Annotated in this window: 20 protein-coding genes; 13 read left to right on the top strand and 7 right to left on the bottom strand. The window is 73.4% G+C overall.

Translation table 11 applies throughout. The features are described 5' to 3' along the window. Nucleotides 1–299 precede the first annotated feature (299 nt). Together ACIGAN_RS05630 and ACIGAN_RS05625 are read left to right on the top strand one after the other, a co-directional pair. The gene (locus ACIGAN_RS05630) at nt 300–1,037 is read left to right on the top strand and encodes a GAF and ANTAR domain-containing protein (RefSeq protein WP_399855117.1); all 738 of its coding nucleotides are present in this window, start codon (nt 300–302) and stop codon (nt 1,035–1,037) included. Between the two features lie 135 nt (nt 1,038–1,172). Then, on the top strand, nt 1,173–1,988 hold the full coding sequence (locus ACIGAN_RS05625; protein ID WP_399855115.1) for a nucleotidyltransferase domain-containing protein: 816 nt from the start codon (nt 1,173–1,175) through the stop codon (nt 1,986–1,988). 76 nt (nt 1,989–2,064) lie between these two features. Here ACIGAN_RS05625 and ACIGAN_RS05620 read toward each other — a convergent pair whose 3' ends face one another. Together ACIGAN_RS05620 and ACIGAN_RS05615 are read right to left on the bottom strand one after the other, a co-directional pair. Then, complete coding sequence (locus tag ACIGAN_RS05620; RefSeq protein ID WP_399855112.1) at nt 2,065–3,177, bottom strand: hypothetical protein; 1,113 nt, start codon at nt 3,175–3,177, stop codon at nt 2,065–2,067. After that, nucleotides 3,174–4,232, bottom strand: a complete 1,059-nt coding sequence (locus ACIGAN_RS05615) for a hypothetical protein (RefSeq protein ID WP_399855110.1) — start codon at nt 4,230–4,232, stop codon at nt 3,174–3,176. The genes ACIGAN_RS05620 and ACIGAN_RS05615 overlap by 4 nt, the downstream gene beginning before the upstream one ends. Before the next feature lie 229 nt (nt 4,233–4,461). Here ACIGAN_RS05615 and ACIGAN_RS05610 point away from each other — a divergent pair, with 229 nt between their 5' ends. Then, nucleotides 4,462–4,830: a hypothetical protein gene (locus tag ACIGAN_RS05610; RefSeq protein WP_365088423.1), complete on the top strand. Its 369-nt coding sequence runs from the start codon at nt 4,462–4,464 to the stop codon at nt 4,828–4,830. Nucleotides 4,831–4,937: 107 nt separating this feature from the next. Here the strand turns inward: ACIGAN_RS05610 and ACIGAN_RS05605 are convergent, their stop codons facing one another. Next, nucleotides 4,938–5,966, bottom strand: a complete 1,029-nt coding sequence (locus ACIGAN_RS05605; protein ID WP_399855108.1) for a saccharopine dehydrogenase family protein — start codon at nt 5,964–5,966, stop codon at nt 4,938–4,940. 110 nt (nt 5,967–6,076) lie between these two features. Here ACIGAN_RS05605 and ACIGAN_RS05600 point away from each other — a divergent pair, with 110 nt between their 5' ends. Next, complete coding sequence (locus ACIGAN_RS05600; protein ID WP_399855105.1) at nt 6,077–7,105, top strand: helix-turn-helix domain-containing protein; 1,029 nt, start codon at nt 6,077–6,079, stop codon at nt 7,103–7,105. Here the strand turns inward: ACIGAN_RS05600 and ACIGAN_RS05595 are convergent. Further along, on the bottom strand, nt 7,087–8,061 hold the full coding sequence (locus ACIGAN_RS05595) for a helix-turn-helix transcriptional regulator (protein WP_399855103.1): 975 nt from the start codon (nt 8,059–8,061) through the stop codon (nt 7,087–7,089). The two genes, ACIGAN_RS05600 and ACIGAN_RS05595, sit on opposite strands and share 19 nt — an antisense overlap. 143 nt (nt 8,062–8,204) lie before the next feature. On the opposite strand from ACIGAN_RS05595, the gene ACIGAN_RS05590 reads away from it, so the two are divergent. Together ACIGAN_RS05590 and ACIGAN_RS05585 are read left to right on the top strand one after the other, a co-directional pair. Continuing rightward, nucleotides 8,205–8,600 (top strand): RidA family protein, encoded by a 396-nt coding sequence (locus ACIGAN_RS05590; protein ID WP_399855101.1) that lies wholly within the window; start codon nt 8,205–8,207, stop codon nt 8,598–8,600. A 64-nt stretch (nt 8,601–8,664) separates the two neighbouring features. Further along, nucleotides 8,665–9,048 (top strand): VOC family protein, encoded by a 384-nt coding sequence (locus ACIGAN_RS05585; protein WP_365740026.1) that lies wholly within the window; start codon nt 8,665–8,667, stop codon nt 9,046–9,048. Between the two features lie 8 nt (nt 9,049–9,056). On the opposite strand, the gene ACIGAN_RS05580 is transcribed toward ACIGAN_RS05585, so the two are convergent. From ACIGAN_RS05580 to ACIGAN_RS05570, 3 genes are all read right to left on the bottom strand, one after another. Then, nucleotides 9,057–9,452, bottom strand: coding sequence for an STAS domain-containing protein (locus tag ACIGAN_RS05580; protein WP_365088413.1), 396 nt, complete (start codon nt 9,450–9,452; stop codon nt 9,057–9,059). 416 nt (nt 9,453–9,868) lie between these two features. Continuing rightward, a complete protein-coding gene (locus ACIGAN_RS05575) occupies nt 9,869–10,039 on the bottom strand; it encodes a hypothetical protein (protein WP_365740027.1) in 171 nt (56 codons plus the stop codon). Between the two features lie 141 nt (nt 10,040–10,180). Further along, nucleotides 10,181–11,185 carry an amino acid ABC transporter permease gene (locus ACIGAN_RS05570; protein ID WP_365740028.1) on the bottom strand — a complete coding sequence of 335 codons (1,005 nt, stop codon included), beginning with the start codon at nt 11,183–11,185 and terminating at the stop codon, nt 10,181–10,183. 590 nt (nt 11,186–11,775) lie between these two features. Here ACIGAN_RS05570 and ACIGAN_RS05565 point away from each other — a divergent pair. Genes ACIGAN_RS05565 through ACIGAN_RS05535 form a run of 7 tightly spaced genes read left to right on the top strand, consistent with a single transcriptional unit; the run spans nt 11,776 to nt 18,449 of the window. Beyond that, a complete protein-coding gene (locus ACIGAN_RS05565; protein WP_399855098.1) occupies nt 11,776–12,903 on the top strand; it encodes an LLM class flavin-dependent oxidoreductase in 1,128 nt (375 codons plus the stop codon). Continuing rightward, nucleotides 12,900–13,430, top strand: a complete 531-nt coding sequence (locus ACIGAN_RS05560; protein WP_399855096.1) for a GNAT family N-acetyltransferase — start codon at nt 12,900–12,902, stop codon at nt 13,428–13,430. The genes ACIGAN_RS05565 and ACIGAN_RS05560 overlap by 4 nt, the downstream gene beginning before the upstream one ends. Further along, nucleotides 13,427–14,380 (top strand): ABC transporter substrate-binding protein, encoded by a 954-nt coding sequence (locus ACIGAN_RS05555; RefSeq protein WP_399855093.1) that lies wholly within the window; start codon nt 13,427–13,429, stop codon nt 14,378–14,380. Before ACIGAN_RS05560 ends, ACIGAN_RS05555 begins: the two co-directional genes overlap by 4 nt. A 21-nt stretch (nt 14,381–14,401) precedes the next feature. Further along, nucleotides 14,402–15,433 carry an amino acid ABC transporter permease gene (locus tag ACIGAN_RS05550; RefSeq protein ID WP_311686143.1) on the top strand — a complete coding sequence of 344 codons (1,032 nt, stop codon included), beginning with the start codon at nt 14,402–14,404 and terminating at the stop codon, nt 15,431–15,433. Continuing rightward, nucleotides 15,430–16,194 (top strand): amino acid ABC transporter ATP-binding protein, encoded by a 765-nt coding sequence (locus ACIGAN_RS05545; protein ID WP_311686141.1) that lies wholly within the window; start codon nt 15,430–15,432, stop codon nt 16,192–16,194. Before ACIGAN_RS05550 ends, ACIGAN_RS05545 begins: the two co-directional genes overlap by 4 nt. A 35-nt stretch (nt 16,195–16,229) precedes the next feature. Beyond that, nucleotides 16,230–17,222 carry an ABC transporter substrate-binding protein gene (locus tag ACIGAN_RS05540; protein WP_399855090.1) on the top strand — a complete coding sequence of 331 codons (993 nt, stop codon included), beginning with the start codon at nt 16,230–16,232 and terminating at the stop codon, nt 17,220–17,222. Between the two features lie 24 nt (nt 17,223–17,246). Next, nucleotides 17,247–18,449 carry an LLM class flavin-dependent oxidoreductase gene (locus tag ACIGAN_RS05535; protein WP_365740033.1) on the top strand — a complete coding sequence of 401 codons (1,203 nt, stop codon included), beginning with the start codon at nt 17,247–17,249 and terminating at the stop codon, nt 18,447–18,449. The last annotated feature ends 9 nt before the right edge of the window (nt 18,450–18,458 follow it).

Here is an 18,458-nt window from a genome sequence, read left to right as displayed (position 1 = left end):
CGGGCTCCGGCGGCGAGGAGGCAGCGTCCCGGGCCGGCGCACGGCTCACCCCGGACACCCGTCGAGCGGACCCGCTCGGGGCCGGAAGACCCTGTCCGGGCGACGGTCCGGTCAGCGCGAGGCCGGCGAGCAGCGTGCCGGGCGCGTGACCCTCCAGGACGTTGGAGCTGCCGCTCGATCCGCTGCACCCGAGGGCTGGATCCGGGCGGCCGCGTGAGCGGGGCGTAGGGTGGTCACAAAGGCCTGGCCCACGACACGACGCCTACGAGGGGGCCGCCGGCCACCCGGAGGAGCACGCGGTGACCTCTGACCACGCCCACGACAACGACTCCGTCGGCGCCTCCGTCATGGAGTGGCTCCTGGAGACGGCTTCGCTGGAGGACTTCCTGCAGTCCCTGGCCGAGGCGGCGCTGGACCTCTCCCCGGCCGAGGGGACCGGTGTGACGGTCGAGCGCGATCACCGGCCGGTCACCGTGGCCAGCGCGGGACCGCCGGCCCCGAAACTGGACGAGCGGCAGTACGGCCAGGACGACGGCCCGTGTCTGCAGGCCGCCCGTACCGGCCGGGAGGTCTTCGTCCGGGACATGCTCACGGAGAAGCGCTGGGGCGACTACCCGGCCTACGCCGCGGCCTGCGGGATCCGCTCCTCGGTCTCCCTGCCGATCGCCGCCCGGACGCACACCGTCGGGGCGCTCAACCTCTACGGCGGCCCGGCCCACGCGTTCGACGACGTGGATCTGAGCGCGCTGCGTTCGCTGGCCGCGCAGGCCACCGGGGCGATCGCGCTGGCGCAGCGCATCGCCGACGCGGAGGCGTTCGCCGAGCAGATGCAGACGGCCATGCGGTCCCGTGGCGTCATCGACCAGGCCATGGGGGTGGTCATGGGGCAGCGCGGCTGCACCGCGGACGAGGCCTTCGCCATCCTGCGCGCCGCCTCACAGCACCGGAACATCAAGCTCCGCGACCTGTGCACGGAACTGATCACCAACCTCACCGGCCGCCCCCCGGGCGGCCCGGGCCTGCGCCCCCGCCCCTGACGGCCGCATCCCGCAACCGTGTGAACCCCACCGGCGTCCGCCCCGTTCTCCGGCCGGACGCCGGACGCCGGACGCCGGACGCCGGGCGCGGTATTTCGGTCGCGGGCACCGCTCGGCCTCTGCTACCTGTGGGGCGTGGAGCGCTTGACGGAGATCGCGCGACGTCTGACCGGGGTCGCCGGTGTCGTCGCGGTGAGCCTGGGCGGCAGCCGGGCGAGCGGAACGCACCGGCCCGATTCCGACTACGACCTGGGCCTGTACTACCGGCCACCCCTGGACACGGCCGCCCTGCGCGCCCTCGCGACCGAGCTGACCGGCGAGCCGACGGAGGTGACCGAACCGGGCGGCTGGGGGCCCTGGGTGGACGGCGGCGGCTGGCTGACCGTCGACGGCCGTCGCGTCGACTGGATCTACCGGGATCTCGACCGGGTCCACCGCGTCTGGCGCGAGTGCCGCGCCGGGCACGTCGAGATCGGCGCCCAGCCCGGCCACCCCTTGGGCGTGTACTCCCATGCCTACGCCGGCGAGGTGGCCCTCGGGCGGATCCTCGCCGACCCCCACGGTGAGCTGCGGGCCCTGCAGGAGCAGACCCGGACCTATCCCGAGCCGCTGCGCGAGGCGCTGATCGGCAACGCGCGCTGGGAGGCGCCGTTCATCCTGGCCGCCGCCCGCAAGGGAGCGGCCCGCGGTGACGCCTTCTACGTCGCCGGCTGCCTCTTCCGCGCGGTCGGGCTGCTCGTGCACGCCCTCCACGCCCACGCCGGGCGCTGGGTGCTCAACGAGAAGGGAGCGGTCGGCGCCGCCGGCGAACTCGCCGCCACCCCTGCCGGCTTCGCCCCGCGCGCCCACGCCCTGTTCGCGTCGCCCGGCACCACACCGGACACGCTCGCCGCCCTGCTCGACGACGCCGACGCCCTGGTGGCGGAGGTGTGCCGTGCGATCGACCGGTGAGCGGTGAGCGGTGACCTGTGACCTGTGACGCTCTCGCGGGGCGGGTGCCTCGTGAGGAGGGCCTGCGGATCCGGGTTCAGCCGAACCGGAGGACGCGTGGCGCGAACGTGTTCTCCGGCCCTGCGGCGCGGCCGACCGACCACACCGTCTCCGTACCCGGCACCGGTGCGAGCCGCAGCGTAGGGGAGTCGCCCTCCCCGGGCACGGCCGGTTCGTCGTACGCGTGGAACGCCTGCCCGTCCCAGGCGAGGAAGTCCGGTCCGGGGACGAGCGGCGGGGTGCTGCCCGGCGGGCCCCACTTCTGCGAGCGGGACACCGCGACCCAGACCGGCGCACCGGACGCGGCGGGGACCAGTGAGCTGATCGAGCCGAAGTCGACGGGCACGCTCACCCGGCTCCACGTCTGCCCGTCGAAGCGCACCAGCAGCGGCGGGACCGGACGCCCGGCCGGACCGCCCACGAACCCGGCCGTGCCGCCCGCCCACACCTCGGTCGGCGAGACCGCCAGCACACTGCCCACGGCCGCCCGCGGGAACCCGTCCACGATCGTCTGCCGCCACTCCCGCCCGTCCCAGTGCGACACGGCCGCTCCCGCGTCGGTGGCGCCCGCGGCCCACACGTCGTCGCCCGCCAGGATGTGCAGGCCGTACACCGAACCCGGCGGCACCGGCAGGTCCTGCCAGCCGCGCCCGTCCCGGCGCAGCAGCGCCTGGGCGCCGTCTCGTGCACCGATCAGCCAGGTCTCCCCGCCGCCGGCGACGGCCCGGGCCGGCACGACACCGCGCGGCGGGCGGCTCTCCGACCAGCCGCGGCCGTCGAACCGGAGCAGGCGTGGGGCGCCCGCCGCGTCGCGGCCGACCGCCCAGACGGAGGACGGCGAGACCCCGGCGACGGACAGCAGCTCTCCCTGCCGGCCGGCCCCGGGCAGGCTCTGCCGCTGCCACGAGGTTCCGTCCCAGCGCAGCAGCAGCGGGAAGCCCGGCGCCTCACGGCCCACCGCGTCGGTGCCCACCGCCCAGGCCAGGTCCGGCCCGAACGCCACGGCGTCGTTCAGCCCGGCCTGGGGACGCACCGGCCCCGGAACCGGGACGTGCTGCCAGGACCGGGTGCCGGCGGCCGTGGCCGGGCCCCAGGGGGCCAGGAGGGTCAGGGCGGCGGCGAGCACCGAGACGAGGGAACGGCGTGTCATGACCGGCCTCCCAGCCGCTCGCTCATCAGGTTCGGTTTCGAGCCGTAGATCTCGACGGTCCCGAAGGACAGCAGCAGGGACCCGGCCCGGGCCAGCGCACGCGGCCTGACGTCGATCGCGTCCTGCCGTTCCGGGCCGTAGGAGAACGTGGTGCGCGGCCCGTCCACGCGCGCGTACCTCGACCGGAAGGCGCGGTCGCTGCGCACCGGCAGCCACAGGGCGCCGTCCGGGCCGCGCACCAGGGCCTGCGTGGACGTGTCGCCCAGCGGCGGGTGGACGGTGTGCCAGACGCGTCCGTTCCCGGTCGTCAGGTAGGTGCGGGCCACGCCGTCGTCGTACCGGCTGCCGCCGATCGTGACCCGGCCCGACGCCTCCGGCAGGATCGTGTGCACGTTGCCGTCCGGCGGCAGCGGCACCCGCGCGTCCCGCCACGCCGTGCCGTCCCAGTGCAGGACGGCCGACCCGGTGGCGGTGTCCGCCCAGGCCCAGGCGTCGGTGGCGGACCGCGCGGTGATGCCCATGACGTACAGCACGCCGTCCGGGACGGACTGCCGAATCCAGCGCGAGCCGTCGTGGTGCAGCACCTGCGGGCCGGTGTCGTCCTCGCCCGCCACCCATGCGGCGCCCGGCACCGCGGCGAAGTCCTGGTACGTCCACAGCGTCCGCGGCAGCGCCACGGTGTGCCACCCGCCCGTGGACCGGCGCAGGAGTTCCTTCACTCCGGCACGGTCGCGCAGGAACCACACCTCCTCGCCGACGAACTGCGCCTCACCGAACCAGCCCACGTCACCGGCACCGGGAAAGGACGTCTCCCGGCTCCACGCCACCCCGTCCCAGCGGTACAGCATCGGCCGCAGCCCGTCGACGGCGTGTTCGTACCCGCTCGCCCACGCCTCGTCCGGCCCCCGCGCGGCGAGGCCGGACACGGTCACGGGCGAGGCCGCCGCCGGCGGGACCGGCAGCGCGGACCAGCCCGGCGTCACCGCCGCGGCGGGCGGCACCACCGCGGCACACGCGATCACCAGGCAGACGACAACCGCACGGAGAGCGTTCACCGGACCCCCACAACGCGAAGGCCGCACACGCTAGGGGCGCCGCCCCGGCCGTGAACAGACGGCATCCGGCCGAACAGGAACACCGGCGGCAGCCCGGCCGGCGGTCACCCGGGGTCACCGCCGGCCGCTGCCCGGCCGGCGGTGACCCCGGTCACACGCGCGACGTGTCCCGCCCCGCCGCGCGGGGGCCCGAGCGGCCCGTGCGGGCGAGTGCATAAGATTCGATCCCATGTCGAAGCCTGACGAGCTGATCGTTGCCATCGCCTCCCTGGTGGAGTCCGGGCAGAGCAATCAGATGTCCCTGACGGTGGTCACCGGTGGTGCCGTCATCACCGGTCGCCTGGCCCCCGAAGCCGTGTGGAGGCAGCGGGTGTCGGAGGTGCTGACGGACTCCGCCCATCTGGGCGAGTTCTCCGCTGTGTTCGCCGTCCCCGAGAAGAAGGACGGACCGCCCACGCATCTGCACTTCCACGTCGCCCGGATCATCCAGGGCACCGTGGGCATCCCGGAAACCGGCGGCATGTACCGCGTCGCGATCGAGGACGTCAGCGCCTGGACGGTGGGTGACTTCAGCTACTCCGACCAGTCGCCCCGCTGACCCGCTGACCCACAGAGCCGCCGCCCTCGTCCGGGGAGCGGCACGGCACGCGAGAAGCGCCCGGCCGGCACGAACCGGCCGGGCGTTCACCCTGCGGTGCCCGCGCGTCACCGGGGCAGGTCCACGTCGATGTGCGGGGCCAGCGCGCGCAGGAAGCCGGGCGCGTCGAAGGCCTCGCCGGCGGAGACCACACCGACGGCCCGGGTCCGCCCCGTGAGGACACGGTCCAGGGCCTCCACGACGAGGGGCGCGGTGACGGCGTAGATGTCCCGGCCGCGGGCCACGGCACGCCGTTCGGCACCGCCCGCGCGGACGACGACGTCGACCAGGAACGTCTGGGCGGACCGCCCGTGTGCGTCGGCCGGGGCCGGTGCCGGAGTGTCGGGGGCCGCGATGTCCCGGACCGCCTCGACCGTCATGTAGGTGGTCACGGCGGGGATCGGCAGATGACTGGGGAGGGTGACGACGTCCGCCATCGTGAACTCCCCGATGACGGCACGCCGGCCCACCGGCCGGGGGAAGGTCCACTCCAGCGTCGGCGGGGCGTCGTCGCGGTACTCCAGGCGTCCGCCGCTGTAGCGGATCCGCCGGCCCTCGCGGCGCCGGCGGGAGACCGCCCCCGCCGTGCGCGTTCCCTCGGTGGGGTGCCAGCTGTTCAGCCCGTAGGCGATGTGCGCCTCGTCCGCCTCGGCCCAGTCGCCAATCGCGGCGGTGGCCAGCAGGTCACCGAGACCGCCGAAGAAGGCCATCGCCGGGACGACGACCGTCTTCGCGTCCCGGGCGCGCTCGGCGAACCGCGCGAACGTGTCGAGGTTGGCCTCGATCTCGGCGGCCACGTCCAGGTAGGGGATCCCGGCGCGCAGGGCCGCCTCGATCACCGGGGCGGCCGTCACGGCGAAGGGCCCCGCGCAGTTGATCACGGCGGTGGTGCCGGCCAGCGCGCGGTCCAGCGAGGCCGCGTCCTCGGCGGAGGCCGTGCGGGCCTCCAGCCCGGTCTCGCGCGCCAGCGCCCCGAGCCGCCCGGCGTCGCGACCGGACAGAACCGGGACGAACCCGCGCTCGCGCAACTCCGCCACCACGAAACGCCCGGTGTGCCCGTACGCGCCGAACACCGCCACCCGCTGGCCCGATCCCATGACATCCCCCTGCACTCGACTGATCCGCCGGTCTTCGGCACCCCCATCCTGGCGGGGCCCGGCGGACCGCCAGGAGTGTCCGGAACGCCATACCCCATACACTTCCGGACATGACCACCGTCGCGCTGGCCGTCACCGACGGCATGCTGCACTTCGAACTCGCCCTCGCCTGCGAGGTCTTCGGAGCCGGGGCGACCGGCGCGGACGGTTCCTGGTACCGCCTGTCGCTCTGCGGGCCGGGCGCCGTGCGGGCCGGGCGCTTCCGCCTGGAGCCCGAGCACGGACTCGACCGTCTCGCCCACGCCGACACCGTCATCGTCCCGGGCTGGGCCGACATCGACCGCGACCCGCCGGCCGAGCTGGTCGAGGCGGTGCGCGCCGCCCACGCGGCGGGCGCCCGTGTGGCCTCCCTGTGCACGGGCGCCTTCGTGCTGGCCGCCGCGGGACTGCTCGACGGCAGGCGCGCGACCACGCACTGGGCCCACACCGGGGAACTGGCCCGGCGCCACCCGCGGGTGAAGGTGGACCCGGACGTCCTGTACGTGGACGAGGGCAGCGTGCTCACCTCGGCCGGCAAGGCCGCCGCCATGGACCTGTGCCTGCACCTGGTCCGCCTCGACCACGGCTCGTCGGTCGCCAACACGCTGGCCCGGCGTCTGGTCGTACCACCGCACCGGGACGGCGGCCAGGCCCAGTTCGTCACCACCCCGGTCCCGGCCCCGGACAACCACCCGCTCGCCGAGCTGCTCCCCTGGGCGATGCAGCGGCTGGACCGCCCGCTCACCGTGGAGGACCTGGCCCGCCGGGCCGGCATGAGCGCGCGCCACCTGGGCCGCCACTTCAGGGCGGTGACGGGCACCAGTCCGCTCAAGTGGCTGCTGACCCAGCGCATCCGGCACGCGCAGGTGCTGCTGGAGACGACGGACGACACCGTCGACGCCATCGCGACGGCCACCGGCATGGGCACCGCCACCACGCTGCGCCGGCACTTCAATCGCACGGTCGGCGTACCCCCCGACACCTACCGCCGCACGTTCCGCTCCCGCGACCGCGACGGGGCCCCCGGCGCGCGAGGCGGACCGTCGGTGCCCCGTCGCGGTCTCGCGCCCGCGCGCGATGCTCAGGTGGACCGGGAGTAGCGGGAGACGATCGCGGCGGCGCGGTCGCGCAGCGCGGCCCGCAACGACCGCGGGGCCAGGACGTCCACGTCCGCGGCGAGCTGCCACAGTGCCCACTCGGCGTGCCGTGCGTCCTGGAACGTCACCTCCAGGCGCAGCCGGCCGTCCGCCTCCGGTTCCTCGGCGCGCACGGCCAGCGCGGTGCGCACGAGGTCCTCCCGCCGCGCGGGGACCACCCGTACCGACACGGCGAGGTGACCGCCGTCGGACAGGAACTGCGCACAGCGTTCTCGCCAGATCCGGTCCAGGTCGACCTTGTCCGGCCGCCGCGCCGGTTCGGGGAGCTCCTCGGCGGTCAGTATCCGCGACAGCCGGTACGTGCGGTCCGCGCCCGCCCGCGTGGCCAGCAGATAGCCCCGGTCCCGCACGGTGACCAGGCCGATCGGGTCCACGGTGCGCCACCGCGGCGCCTGGTCGGTGGCCGCGTAGTGGATGCGCAGCCGGTGACCGGCGAGCACCGCGCGCCGCACCACGACCATCGTGGTGCCGGGCACCGCCTCGGTGCCCGGCAGGCGCGAGAGCAGGTCGGTCTCCGGGTCGACGAGCATGCGCCGGGCGGCGTCGCTCGCGGCGGCCCGATGACTCTCGGGGAGGGCGTCCACCACCTTGCGCATGGCCGAGGCGAGCGCGGAGCCCAGGCCGAACACCTGGTCGCCGCGCCCGAACCCGGCGACCAGCAGGGCGAGCGCCTCGTCGTGGTTGAGCCCGGTGAGGTCGGTGCGGAAGTCCGGCAGCAACGCGAAACCGCCGCGCCGGCCGCGCTCGGCGTAGACCGGGACGCCGGCCGCGGACAGCGCCTCGATGTCGCGCAGCACGGTCCGGGTGGACACCTCCAGCTCGCGGGCCAGCGCGGCGGCGGTCATCCGGCCGCGCTGACGCAGCAGCAGCACCAACGAGATCAACCGGTCGGCACGCATGCCGGAACGCTAACGGAAATACGTGACGAAGGGTGTCGTCATTCGCGGGGAGGCTGGGGTGCGTGAGGCCGGGGCGGAGGCTCGCCGCCGTCACCGCGCCCGCGGACGGTACTGCCGGTGAAGCGAATGGAGCTGATGTGGCGATGGAGCGGACGACGGTCAACCCGTGGGCGTGGTCGGGGGAGATGGGCTACAGCCAGGGCGAGGTCGTCACCGGGCGGACCCGGACCCTGTACTGCTCCGGGCAGGCCGCGATGAGCGGCGACGGCAAGCCCGAGCACGCCGGTGACATGGCGGCGCAGCTCGTGCTCGCCCTCGACAACCTGGAGGCCGTGCTCGGCGAGGCGGGCATGACCCTGGCCGACCTCGTGCGGCTCAACGTGTACACCACCGACGTCGACCTGCTGTTCCAGCACTACGGGGTGCTGGCGGCGCGGTTGGGTGCCGCCGGGGTGGCACCGACCAGCACGTTGCTCGGGGTGACGCGGCTGGCGCTGCCCGAGCTGATGATCGAGCTGGAGGGCACCGCCGTCGCGTGAGAGGAGCGCTGCGGCGCGCGCGACCCGCTGGCGTTCGGCCGGGCGATCGGGAAGGCTCACCGTCATGGTTTCGGTAGTGCAGAACGTGGCGATCGACTGTGCGGACCCCTATGAACTGGCCCGCTTCTGGAGCAGGGTGACGGGCCGGCCCCTCCATCCCGACGACCGGCCGGGTGCCCGGGAGACGCAGCTGATGCCGGGTGAGGGCCCGGCGCTGTACTTCAACCAGGTCCCGGAGCCGAAGACGGTGAAGAACCGGCTCCATCTGTGTCTGCGCCCCGAGACCTCACGGGACGAGGAGGTGGAACGGCTGCTGGGCCTCGGGGCCACCTTCGTCGCCGATCACCGGAATGCCGACGGCACCGGCTGGGCCGTCCTGGCCGACCCCGAGGGCAACGAGTTCTGCGTCCTTCGCAGCGAGTCCGACCGGGCCGGGAAGCCGTCCTGACGGCCGCGTCAGGCGCTTTCGGACTCGGTCGCGAGCCGCCGGCCGGGGGAGTCGGCCCGTGCCCGCAGTCGCCGGGCACGGGTGACGGCTTCCCCGAGCCCCGGCGTGATGGTCAGGACGGTGTCCAGGCCCAGCACGTCCATGCGCCGGCGCAGGCCTTCGTCGGGCACGGCCAGGACCAGGGCGCCGTCCGCGGTGTGCAGCCGCTGCCAGAAGGCCAGCAGGACGGTGATGCCGCTGGAGTCGATGAAGCCGAGCGGTGAGGTGTCCAGGACGAGGTAGCGGCAGCCGTCGTCCAGCAGCCGGTGGCCGGCGCTGCGCAGGTCGGAGCTGGTGAAGAAGTCGACGTCGTCCACGAGAGCGGCCACCGCCAGATCCCCGTCGCGTTCGATGAGCTGGAGCACGGTGTGTCTCCTAACGCGTGGGGTGGGCAGGGACGGGCCCGGCGGCACGGAGACGGTGTTCATCTGCCGCCTGATTCCTAAGCGGGATGATCATGATGGTTCCTAGGGCAGGTGAGAGAACTTCCGGTTGCTGATCGTTTCTGTGTCGTACTTTTCGCTTACCCACGGTGGCCGCCCTCAAGGTGGCGACCGTCGTCACGCCCCGTCGCCGCCGGGGCCGCATGCACCGGGCCATCCTGGCACGGAAGCGGAGCCGGTCGCCGTGAATGGGGTCACGGCGGGGGCCCGGGCGCGCCCCGCTCCCGTCCGGCGCGCCGGACGGGGTGGCGCCCCGGACGAGGATACGCAGCCCCGGAGCGCGCACGACCAGGGGCGGGACGCCTCACGGCGTCCCGCCCCGGTGCGGGCCGGTCGGCTCAGGGAGCTTCCGTGTCCTCGGAGGCCTCCGGCGGTGCGTCTTCCGTGCGGCCGTCGTCACTCTCGGTGGCGCGGTCGCCGGGCGTTGTCCCTTCTTCCTCGGGGTGGACGTCCTTCTCTCCGGTGACCTGTTCCAGCGGATGCGACAGATCACGGTCAGGGCTGCTCATCTCGGCTCCTTCCCTTCGCCGTCCCGGGTGCCCCGCCGCGCGCGTTCGACGAGTCCCGGCCCGGCCCGACCCGCGGATGCCGGAGGTACACCGCTCACCGGCCGGCGTCGGTCACCCAAGGTAACCACCGGTCACGTCCGGTCACTTGAGTGTCGCGGGGCGGGCGTCGGCGGCCGTCGCCGCGCTCAGACGGGCCCGCCAGGCGGAGAGCCGGTGCCGCGACCGCTGCAGCGGAGTGGGCGGCAGGGCACGGGAGTCGCCCCGCGCGTAGTACCGCTCGACGTAGTACTGACCCACGCTGAGCACGCTGGTGACCGCGATGTACCAGAGCGTCGCGACCATGAGCAGCGGGATGACCTGGTACGTCTGGTTGTAGATCAGTTGCGTGGAGTACAGCAGGTCGTGCACGGCCAGCACGCTGACGATGCTGGTGCCCTTCAGGGTGCCGATCAGCATGTTCCCCGCGGTGGGCACGATGGAGCGCATCGCCTGCGGGATGACGACGCGGCGCAGCGTGCGGCGCCTGCTCAGCCCGAGCGCCTGGGCGGCCTCGGTCTGGCCGGAGTCGACGGACAGGATGCCGCCCCGCACCACTTCGGCGGCGTAGGCGCTCTCGTGCAGGGTCAGGCCGATGACGGCGGTCAGGGTCGGGCCCAGCAGGTTGACCGTCTTGACGGTGACGAACTCCGGGCCGAACGGGATGCCGAGCCCCAGCGTCGGGTAGAGGGCACCGATGTTGAACCAGAACAGCAGCTGCACCAGCAGGGGAGTGGAGCGGAAGATCCAGACGTAGCCCCAACTCAGCGTGCGCAGCACCGGGTTGCCCGACAGGCGCAGCACCGCCAGCAGGGTGCCCAGCAGGAAGCCCAGCACCATGACCGCGCCGGTCAGCCACAGGGTCAGCAGCAGTCCGTCCAGCACGGCCGGGGTCGTGAAGTACCGCCCCACCACGTCCCATTGGAACGCCTGGTTGCGGACGACGGAGTTCAGCACCATGGCGAACACGAGCAGCGCGGCCGCGGCGGTGGCCCAGCGGCCGAGGCGGCGGCGCGGCACGATCCGCGGCGACTCGGAGGGGGAGGAGGCGCCGGCGGGCCGCGGGGGCGTCGCGGCGGGGGCGGGCGTGACGTCGGACGGTGTGACCATGAGGAGGCTTTCCGGGAGAGGGAGTCGCAGGCGGGGGTGACCACCCGGCGGCGCGCGGTGCGGCGCGGCGGCACCACCGCAGCGCGGGCACGGCGCGGCCGGGAAACCGCGTCGTCACGAACGCCGCGTCCCTCAACGCGGCCGGAGCGGCCACCGCGCGGGGCGGAGCCGTCCGCCGACGATCGTACGGTTCGGCGGCACCGCTGTGTCAACAGCGTGTACCCGGACCGGATCACGCGGTCCGGCATCCGGGCACTGCTTGACGGGAAGCGCGATGTACTGCTGAATTAATCGCATGAATGCCCAGCAGCGCTTGGTCTCGCGCGACCACATCGACTTCGGTCGGGTGTGGTCCGCGGCGTGTTGCGCCTGACTCGGCAGCGGGCCGTCTGACCGGCCCTTCCCTCCCTCGGTGACCCCGTCGCGGGCCGAGTTCCGTTCCTTGCGCGCGCTGCCGCACCCCAGCCTTCTCCGACGCACGGCGTCGTCACACTCGCACCACCCCTCTTTCTGACGATCAGTCATACCTGCCCTCACGCACGGCGGTTCCGCCATGCCTGCGTGCGGTCGCTCCCGAAAGGGCCACTGTCATGCCCGTGGAATTCCTCGGCATCGCCGCCACCAACGACGGCTCCGAGACCACCCCGCGCTCCGGCGCAGCCTTCGACAAGGAGTACACGCTCCGTCTCGCCCGGGCCCATGAGGACCACGGCTGGGACCGGGTGCTGTTCGCCTACGGCTCCGGCTCACCCGACCCGGCGCCCGCCGCCGCGTACATCGCGAGCAGGCTGGACCGGCTGCAACTCCTCCTCGCCCACCGGCCCAACGTCTCGTACCCGACCTTCGCCGCGAAGACCTTCGCCACCCTCGACCAGATCAGTGAGGGCCGGCTGACCGTCCACTTCATCACCGGCGGCAACGACCACGAACAGGGCCGCGAGGGCGACACCCTCACCAAGGACGAGCGGTACGCCCGCACCCGCGAGTACATCCGGATCGTCAAGAAGATCTGGACCACCCACGAGCCCTTCGACCACGAGGGCGAGCACTACCGCTTCCACGACTTCGTCAGCGACGTCTTCCCCGTCCAGCAGCCGCGCCCGAACGTGTCGTTCGGCGGTTCGTCGCCCGCCGCGTACGCCGCCGGCGGAGCCGAGGCCGACATCTACTGCCTGTGGGGCGAGCCGCTGGAGAAGACCGCCGAGCAGATCGAGGCCGTCAAGGCCGCGGCCTGGGCCGCGGGCCGCACCGACGTGCCGCGCATCCAGGTGGCGTTCCGCCCGATCATCGCCCCCACCGAGGAGCTGGCCTGGGAGAAGGCCCACCGCACGGTCGGCGCCATCCGGGAGCGGGGCGCGGCCGGGCTCAAACGGCGCCACCGCACCGGCGCCCCGCAGAACACCGGCTCCCAGCGGCTGCTCGCCATCGCCGAGGCGGGCGAGCGCTACGACCGCGCCCTGTGGACCCCGACGGCCGCCGCGACCGGCGGCGCGGGCAACTCCAACGCCCTCGTCGGCACCCCGGAGACGGTCGCCCGGGCCCTCCTCGACTACTACGACCTCGGCGTCGACATCCTCTCCGCGCGCGGCTACGACCTGCTGGGCGACGCCATCGACTTCGGCCGGTACGTCATCCCCCTGGTCCGCGAGGAGGTCGCCAGGCGCGACGCCGAACGGGCAGCGGGCGCGGAGCGGACCCGGGCGGTGGTGGGCGCGTGACCTCCGTGGCCCCCATCCCGTCCCGGGCGGCGGACCTGACCGTCGTGCATGTCCCCGTCTCCGACCGCCGGGTGAGACCCCTGCTGCGCGAACTCGGCCACGAGTACGCGACGCGCTACGGCAAGGACGCCCACACCGAGATCTCCCGCTACCCCGACGAGGAGTTCACCCCGCCGCACGGCGGTCTCCTCCTGCTGCTGCTGGAACACGGCAACCCCGTCGCGGGCGGCGCCTTCCGCCGCTACGACGCCACCACGGCCGAACTGAAACGGATCTGGACCCACTCCGCGCACCGCCGGCGCGGGCTCGCCCGGCGCGTGCTCGACGAGCTGGAACGCGAGGCCGCCGCCCGCGGCTACCGGCGCGTCTACCTGACCACCGGGCCCCGCCAGCCCGAGGCGCGCGGCCTGTACCTCGCCACCGGCTACACACCGCTGTTCGACACCGCCGCCGACCCCGAGACCATCGGCCCGCTGCCGTTCGAGAAACACCTGCCCGACACCACCGGAAAGGCCACGGACCTGTGAACGCCCCCGCTCTCCGAGACCGCCTGCGCGGCATCACCGCCCTCGCGCTGCTGCCGCTGCTCGCGCTCACCGCGTGCGGCTCCGGTGACGGCGGCGGCACCGCGGCCGTCGGCGCCCAGGCCTCCCCGGCGCCCACGAGCGACCCGGTCGCCTCCGTGCGCACGGTGGACGCCGTCGCCGCCCTGCTGCCCGCCGACGTGCGCCGGTCGGGCACGCTGCGGGTCGGCAGCTCCATCGGCTTCCCGCCCGGGGCCTACTACCCGAACGGGCCGGACAAGGCGCCCGCGGGCCAGGACATCGACCTCGCCGACGCCGTCGCCAAGGTCCTCGGAGTGAAGCTGGACCGCCAGGACGCCTCCTTCGAGACGATCCTGCCCGCCCTCGGCAGCGGCAAGTACGACGTCGGCACGGGCAACTTCGGTGTGACCACCGAGCGGCTGAAGACCATCGACTTCGTCACCTACATCAACGACGGCCAGGGCTTCGCCGTGAAGAAGGGCAACACCGCGCTGAAGAAGGTCACCGACCTCACCCAGCTGTGCGGGCTGACCGTCGGCACCGGCGCCGGCACCACCTTCGAGACGACCCTCACCGCACAGAAGGGGGTGTGCGCCAAGGCCGGGAAGAAGCCCTACGAAGTGAAGGTGTACTCGGAGAACGCCGCGACCCTCACCGCCCTCCAGCAGGGCCGCATCGACGTCGTCATGTCGACCATCAACGGCCTGCGCTACCAGGCCTCCCAGCCCGCAGCGCAGACCACGTTCCTCGGTGAGTACCACCGCCTCGACGTCGGTTTCGCCTTCAAGAAGGGCTCCCCGCTCACCAAGGCCTTCCAGGCCGCCGTCAACGAGCTGATCGAGAACGGCACCTACGCCCGGATCCTGAAGAAGTGGGGCACCTCCGCCTCCGCGATCGAGACGTCGCGCATCAACCCGCCCGAGCACGCCTGAGAGTCGAGCAGGAACACCACGATGGCATCCACCACCGGCACCGCGCCCCCCGGCGCGGCCACCGCCGGCGTCCGCCCCGACGCCCCGCCCGCCCCTGACGATCCGGCCTCGCTGCACGTCGTCCCCGCCCGCCACTACGCCCGCTGGGCCGCGGCGGCCGCCGTTGCCGTCCTGGTCGCCCAGTTCGTGCACGGCCTGGCCACCAACCCCGTGTGGGAATGGGGCGTCTTCCGCGACTACGTCCTGTCCGAGACCATCGTGCAGGCGGTCTGGGTCACCCTCCAGCTCACCGCCTACGCCACCGTCCTCGGCTTCCTCCTGGGCACCGTGCTGGCCTTCATGCGGCTGTCCCGCAGCCCGGTGCTGCAGACCGTCGCCTGGACGTACATCTGGGTCTTCCGCTCGATCCCGATGATCGTGCAGCTGGTCTTCTGGTTCAACCTCAGCGCCCTGTACAAGGAGTTGGGCGTCGGGATCCCCTTCGGGCCGGTGTTCTGGTCCGTCGACAGCAACAGCCTCATCGGCACCATCGGCGCCGCCGTCATCGGGCTGACGCTGCATCAGGCCGCCTACGCCGCCGAGATCGTCCGCGGCGGCGTCATCTCCGTCGACCACGGTCAGCTGGAGGCCGCCGCCGCACTGGGCATCCCCCGGCTGCGGCAGATCCGGCGCATCGTGCTGCCCCAGGCGATGCGCGCCATCCTGCCCACGGCGGGCAACGAGATCATCGGCCTGCTCAAGGGCACCTCGGTGGTCTACGTGATGTCCATCGGCGAGCTGTTCTACCAGGTGCAGGTCATCTACGGCCGCAACGGCCGGGTGATCCCGCTGCTGCTGGTCGCCACCGCCTGGTACGTGGTGCTGACCTCCCTGCTGTCGGTCGCCCAGTACTACGTGGAACGCCACTACGCCAGGGGCGCCGACCGCACCCCGCCGCCGACACCGCTCCAGCGCGCCCGGCGCTTCACGCGCACCCTGCGCGCGGCCGCCGCCCGGCGCGAGAGTCCCGTCGTCCCGCTGAAGACCCTCGGACCCCTGGGAGGCAGCCGATGAGCCAGGTCATGGTGGACGTCCACGGCGTCCACAAGAGCTTCGGCCCGCTGGAGGTGCTGCGCGGCGTCGACCTGCAGGTCCGGGCCGGCGAGGTCACCGTGATCCTCGGCCCGTCCGGCTCCGGCAAGTCCACGCTGCTGCGCACCATCAACCACCTGGAGAAGGTCAGCCGCGGCTGGATCAGCATCGACGGCGAACTCATCGGCTACCGCCGCTCGGGGAACAAGCTGCACGAGCTGAAGGAGAAGGACGTCCTCAGGCAGCGCACCCACATCGGGTTCGTCTTCCAGAACTTCAACCTCTTCCCGCACCTGACCGTGCTCGACAACCTCGTCGAAGCCCCCGTCTCCGCCCTGCGCCGCCCCCGCAAGGAGGCCGAGGAGACGGCCCGCCGGCTGCTGGACCGGGTCGGCCTCGCGGACAAGGCCGGCGCCTACCCCCGGCAGCTCTCCGGCGGCCAGCAGCAGCGCGTGGCCATCGCCCGCGCGCTCGCCCTCGAACCCAAGGTGCTGCTCTTCGACGAGCCCACCTCCGCCCTCGACCCGGAGCTGGTCGGCGAAGTCCTCGACGTCATCAAGGACCTGGCCCGCACCGGCACCACCATGCTCGTCGTCACCCACGAGATCGGCTTCGCCCGCGAGGTCGCCGACACCGTGGTCTTCATGGACGACGGCGTCGTCGTCGAACAGGGCCCGCCCTCGGCCGTCCTCGACACCCCGCGGCACGAACGCACCCGCGCCTTCCTCTCCAAGGTCCTCTGATCTTCCCTCCCGTCCCGCACGCAAGGAGCACCACCGTGGCCCTCACCCTCACCGCCCGCCGCACCGCCGCCGCAGCCGCCGGACTCGCCACCGCCCTCGTCCTCGCCGGCTGCGCCAACCCCTCGGAGGGCGGCACGACCGAGGTCGCGGCCACGCCCGGCGGCAAGAGCACGGTCAGGATCAACACCAGCCCGGACCAGAAGCGCGTCAGGACCGGCAAGGTCGACTCCATCGCCGCCCAGGTCCCGGAGCGGATCCGCAAGAGAGGCACGCTGGAGCTCGTCGCCTCCGCCGGCTCCGCCGCCCCGCTCACCTTCCACGCCACCGACAACAAGACCGTCATCGGCGTCGAACCCGACCTCGCCCACCTCGTCGCCGACGTCCTCGGCCTGAAGCCGCACATCAACACCGTCTCCTGGGAGAACATCTTCGTCGGCCTCGACAGCGGCAAGTACGACGCCGGCCTGAGCAACATCACCGTCACCGAGGAGCGCAAGGAGAAGTACGACTTCGCCACCTACCGCGAGGACAACCTGGGCTTCGAGGCGAAGAAGGGCAGCGGCCTGAAGGTCACCGGCCCCGAGGACCTGGCGGGCCGGACCGTCGCCGTCAGCAGCGGCACCAACCAGGAGAAGCTGCTGGTCGAGTGGAGCAAGGAGAACGAGAAGGCCGGCCGCGAACCGGTGGACATCAAGTACTACCAGAACGACAGCGACACCTACCTCGCCCTCCAGTCCGGCCGCATCGACCTCTACCTCGGCCCCAACCCGACCGCCGCCTACCACGCGGCCACCACCGGCAAGACCGAGGTCGTCGGCACCTACTCCGGCGCGGGCGCCACCCTCCAGGGGCTCATCGCCGCCACCACGAAGAAGGACAGCGGCCTGGTCGAGCCGCTCGCGGACGCCCTCAACCACATCATCGACAACGGCACGTACGCGAAGGTGCTCCAGCGCTGGGGCCTGTCCGACGAGGCCGTCACCGAGTCGCAGATCAACCCGCCGGGCCTGCCCAAAACCAACAAGTAGGCGACCCCCGCAGGAAGGCTCCTCATGTCCTCGACCCCTCCCTCCCCGCTGCACCTCGCCGTCGCCCTGGACGGCACCGGCCGGCACCCCGCCTCCTGGCGCGAGCCGGGCGCCCGCCCCCGGGAGCTGTTCACCGCCGCCTACTGGGCCGACCTCGTGACCGAGGCGGAACACGGACTGCTCGACTTCGTCACCATCGAGGACGGCCTCGGCCCCCAGTCCTCCCACCCCTTCGACCCCGACGAGCGCACCGACCAGGTGCGCGGCCGTCTCGACGCCGTCCTCATCGCCTCCCGCGTCGCGCCGCTGACCCGGCACATCGGCCTCGTGCCGACCGTCGTCGCCACCCACACCGAGCCCTTCCACATCTCCAAGGCGATCGCCACCCTCGACTACGTCAGCACCGGCCGGGCGGGCCTGCGGGTGCAGATCACCGCCCGCCCGAACGAGGCCGCCCACTTCGGCCGCCGCACCGTCGCGCGCATCGAGGCCTACGACAGCCCGGCCGCCCGGGCGACGGTGACCGAGCTGTTCGACGAGGCCGCCGACTACATCGAGGTCGTCCGCCGCCTCTGGGACAGCTGGGAGGACGACGCCGAGATCCGGGACGTCGCCACGGGCCGCTTCATCGACCGCGACAAGCTGCACTACATCGACTTCGAGGGCCGCCACTTCAGCGTCCGGGGACCCTCCATCACCCCCCGGCCGCCCCAGGGCCAGCCGATCGTCACCGCCCTCGCCCACGACACCGTCCCCTACCGGCTCGTGGGCCGCGCCGCCGACGTCGGCTACGTCACCCCGCGTGACGCCGGCGAGGCCCGCGGCATCGTCGACCGGATCCGCGCCGAACAGGACGCCGCCGGGCGGGCGTCCGAGCCGCTGCACGTCTTCGGCGAACTCGTCGTCTTCCTCGACGACGACCCGGCCGCCGCGCGGGCGCGCCGGGACCGGCTCGACGCGCTCGCGGGAGAACCCTTCACCAGCGACGCGCTCGTCTTCACCGGCACCCCCGCCCAACTCGCGGACCTGCTGCAGGAACTGAGCGACGGCGGGCTGTCCGGGTTCCGGCTGTGGCCCGCCGTCGCCGCCCACGACCTGCCGGCGATCACCCGCGGCCTCGTCCCCGAACTGCAGCGCCGCGGCGTCTTCCGCCGCGCCTACGAGGCCGGCACCCTGCGCGGCCTGCTGGGCCTGGCCCGCCCCGCCAACCGCTACGCCGCCGTCTGAGCCGGAAGG

The sequence above is a fragment of the Streptomyces sp. NPDC085931 genome (genome assembly GCF_044540565.1).
Classification (GTDB): Bacteria; Actinomycetota; Actinomycetes; order Streptomycetales; family Streptomycetaceae; genus Streptomyces.
This window is presented reverse-complemented; position numbering and strand designations above follow the sequence as displayed.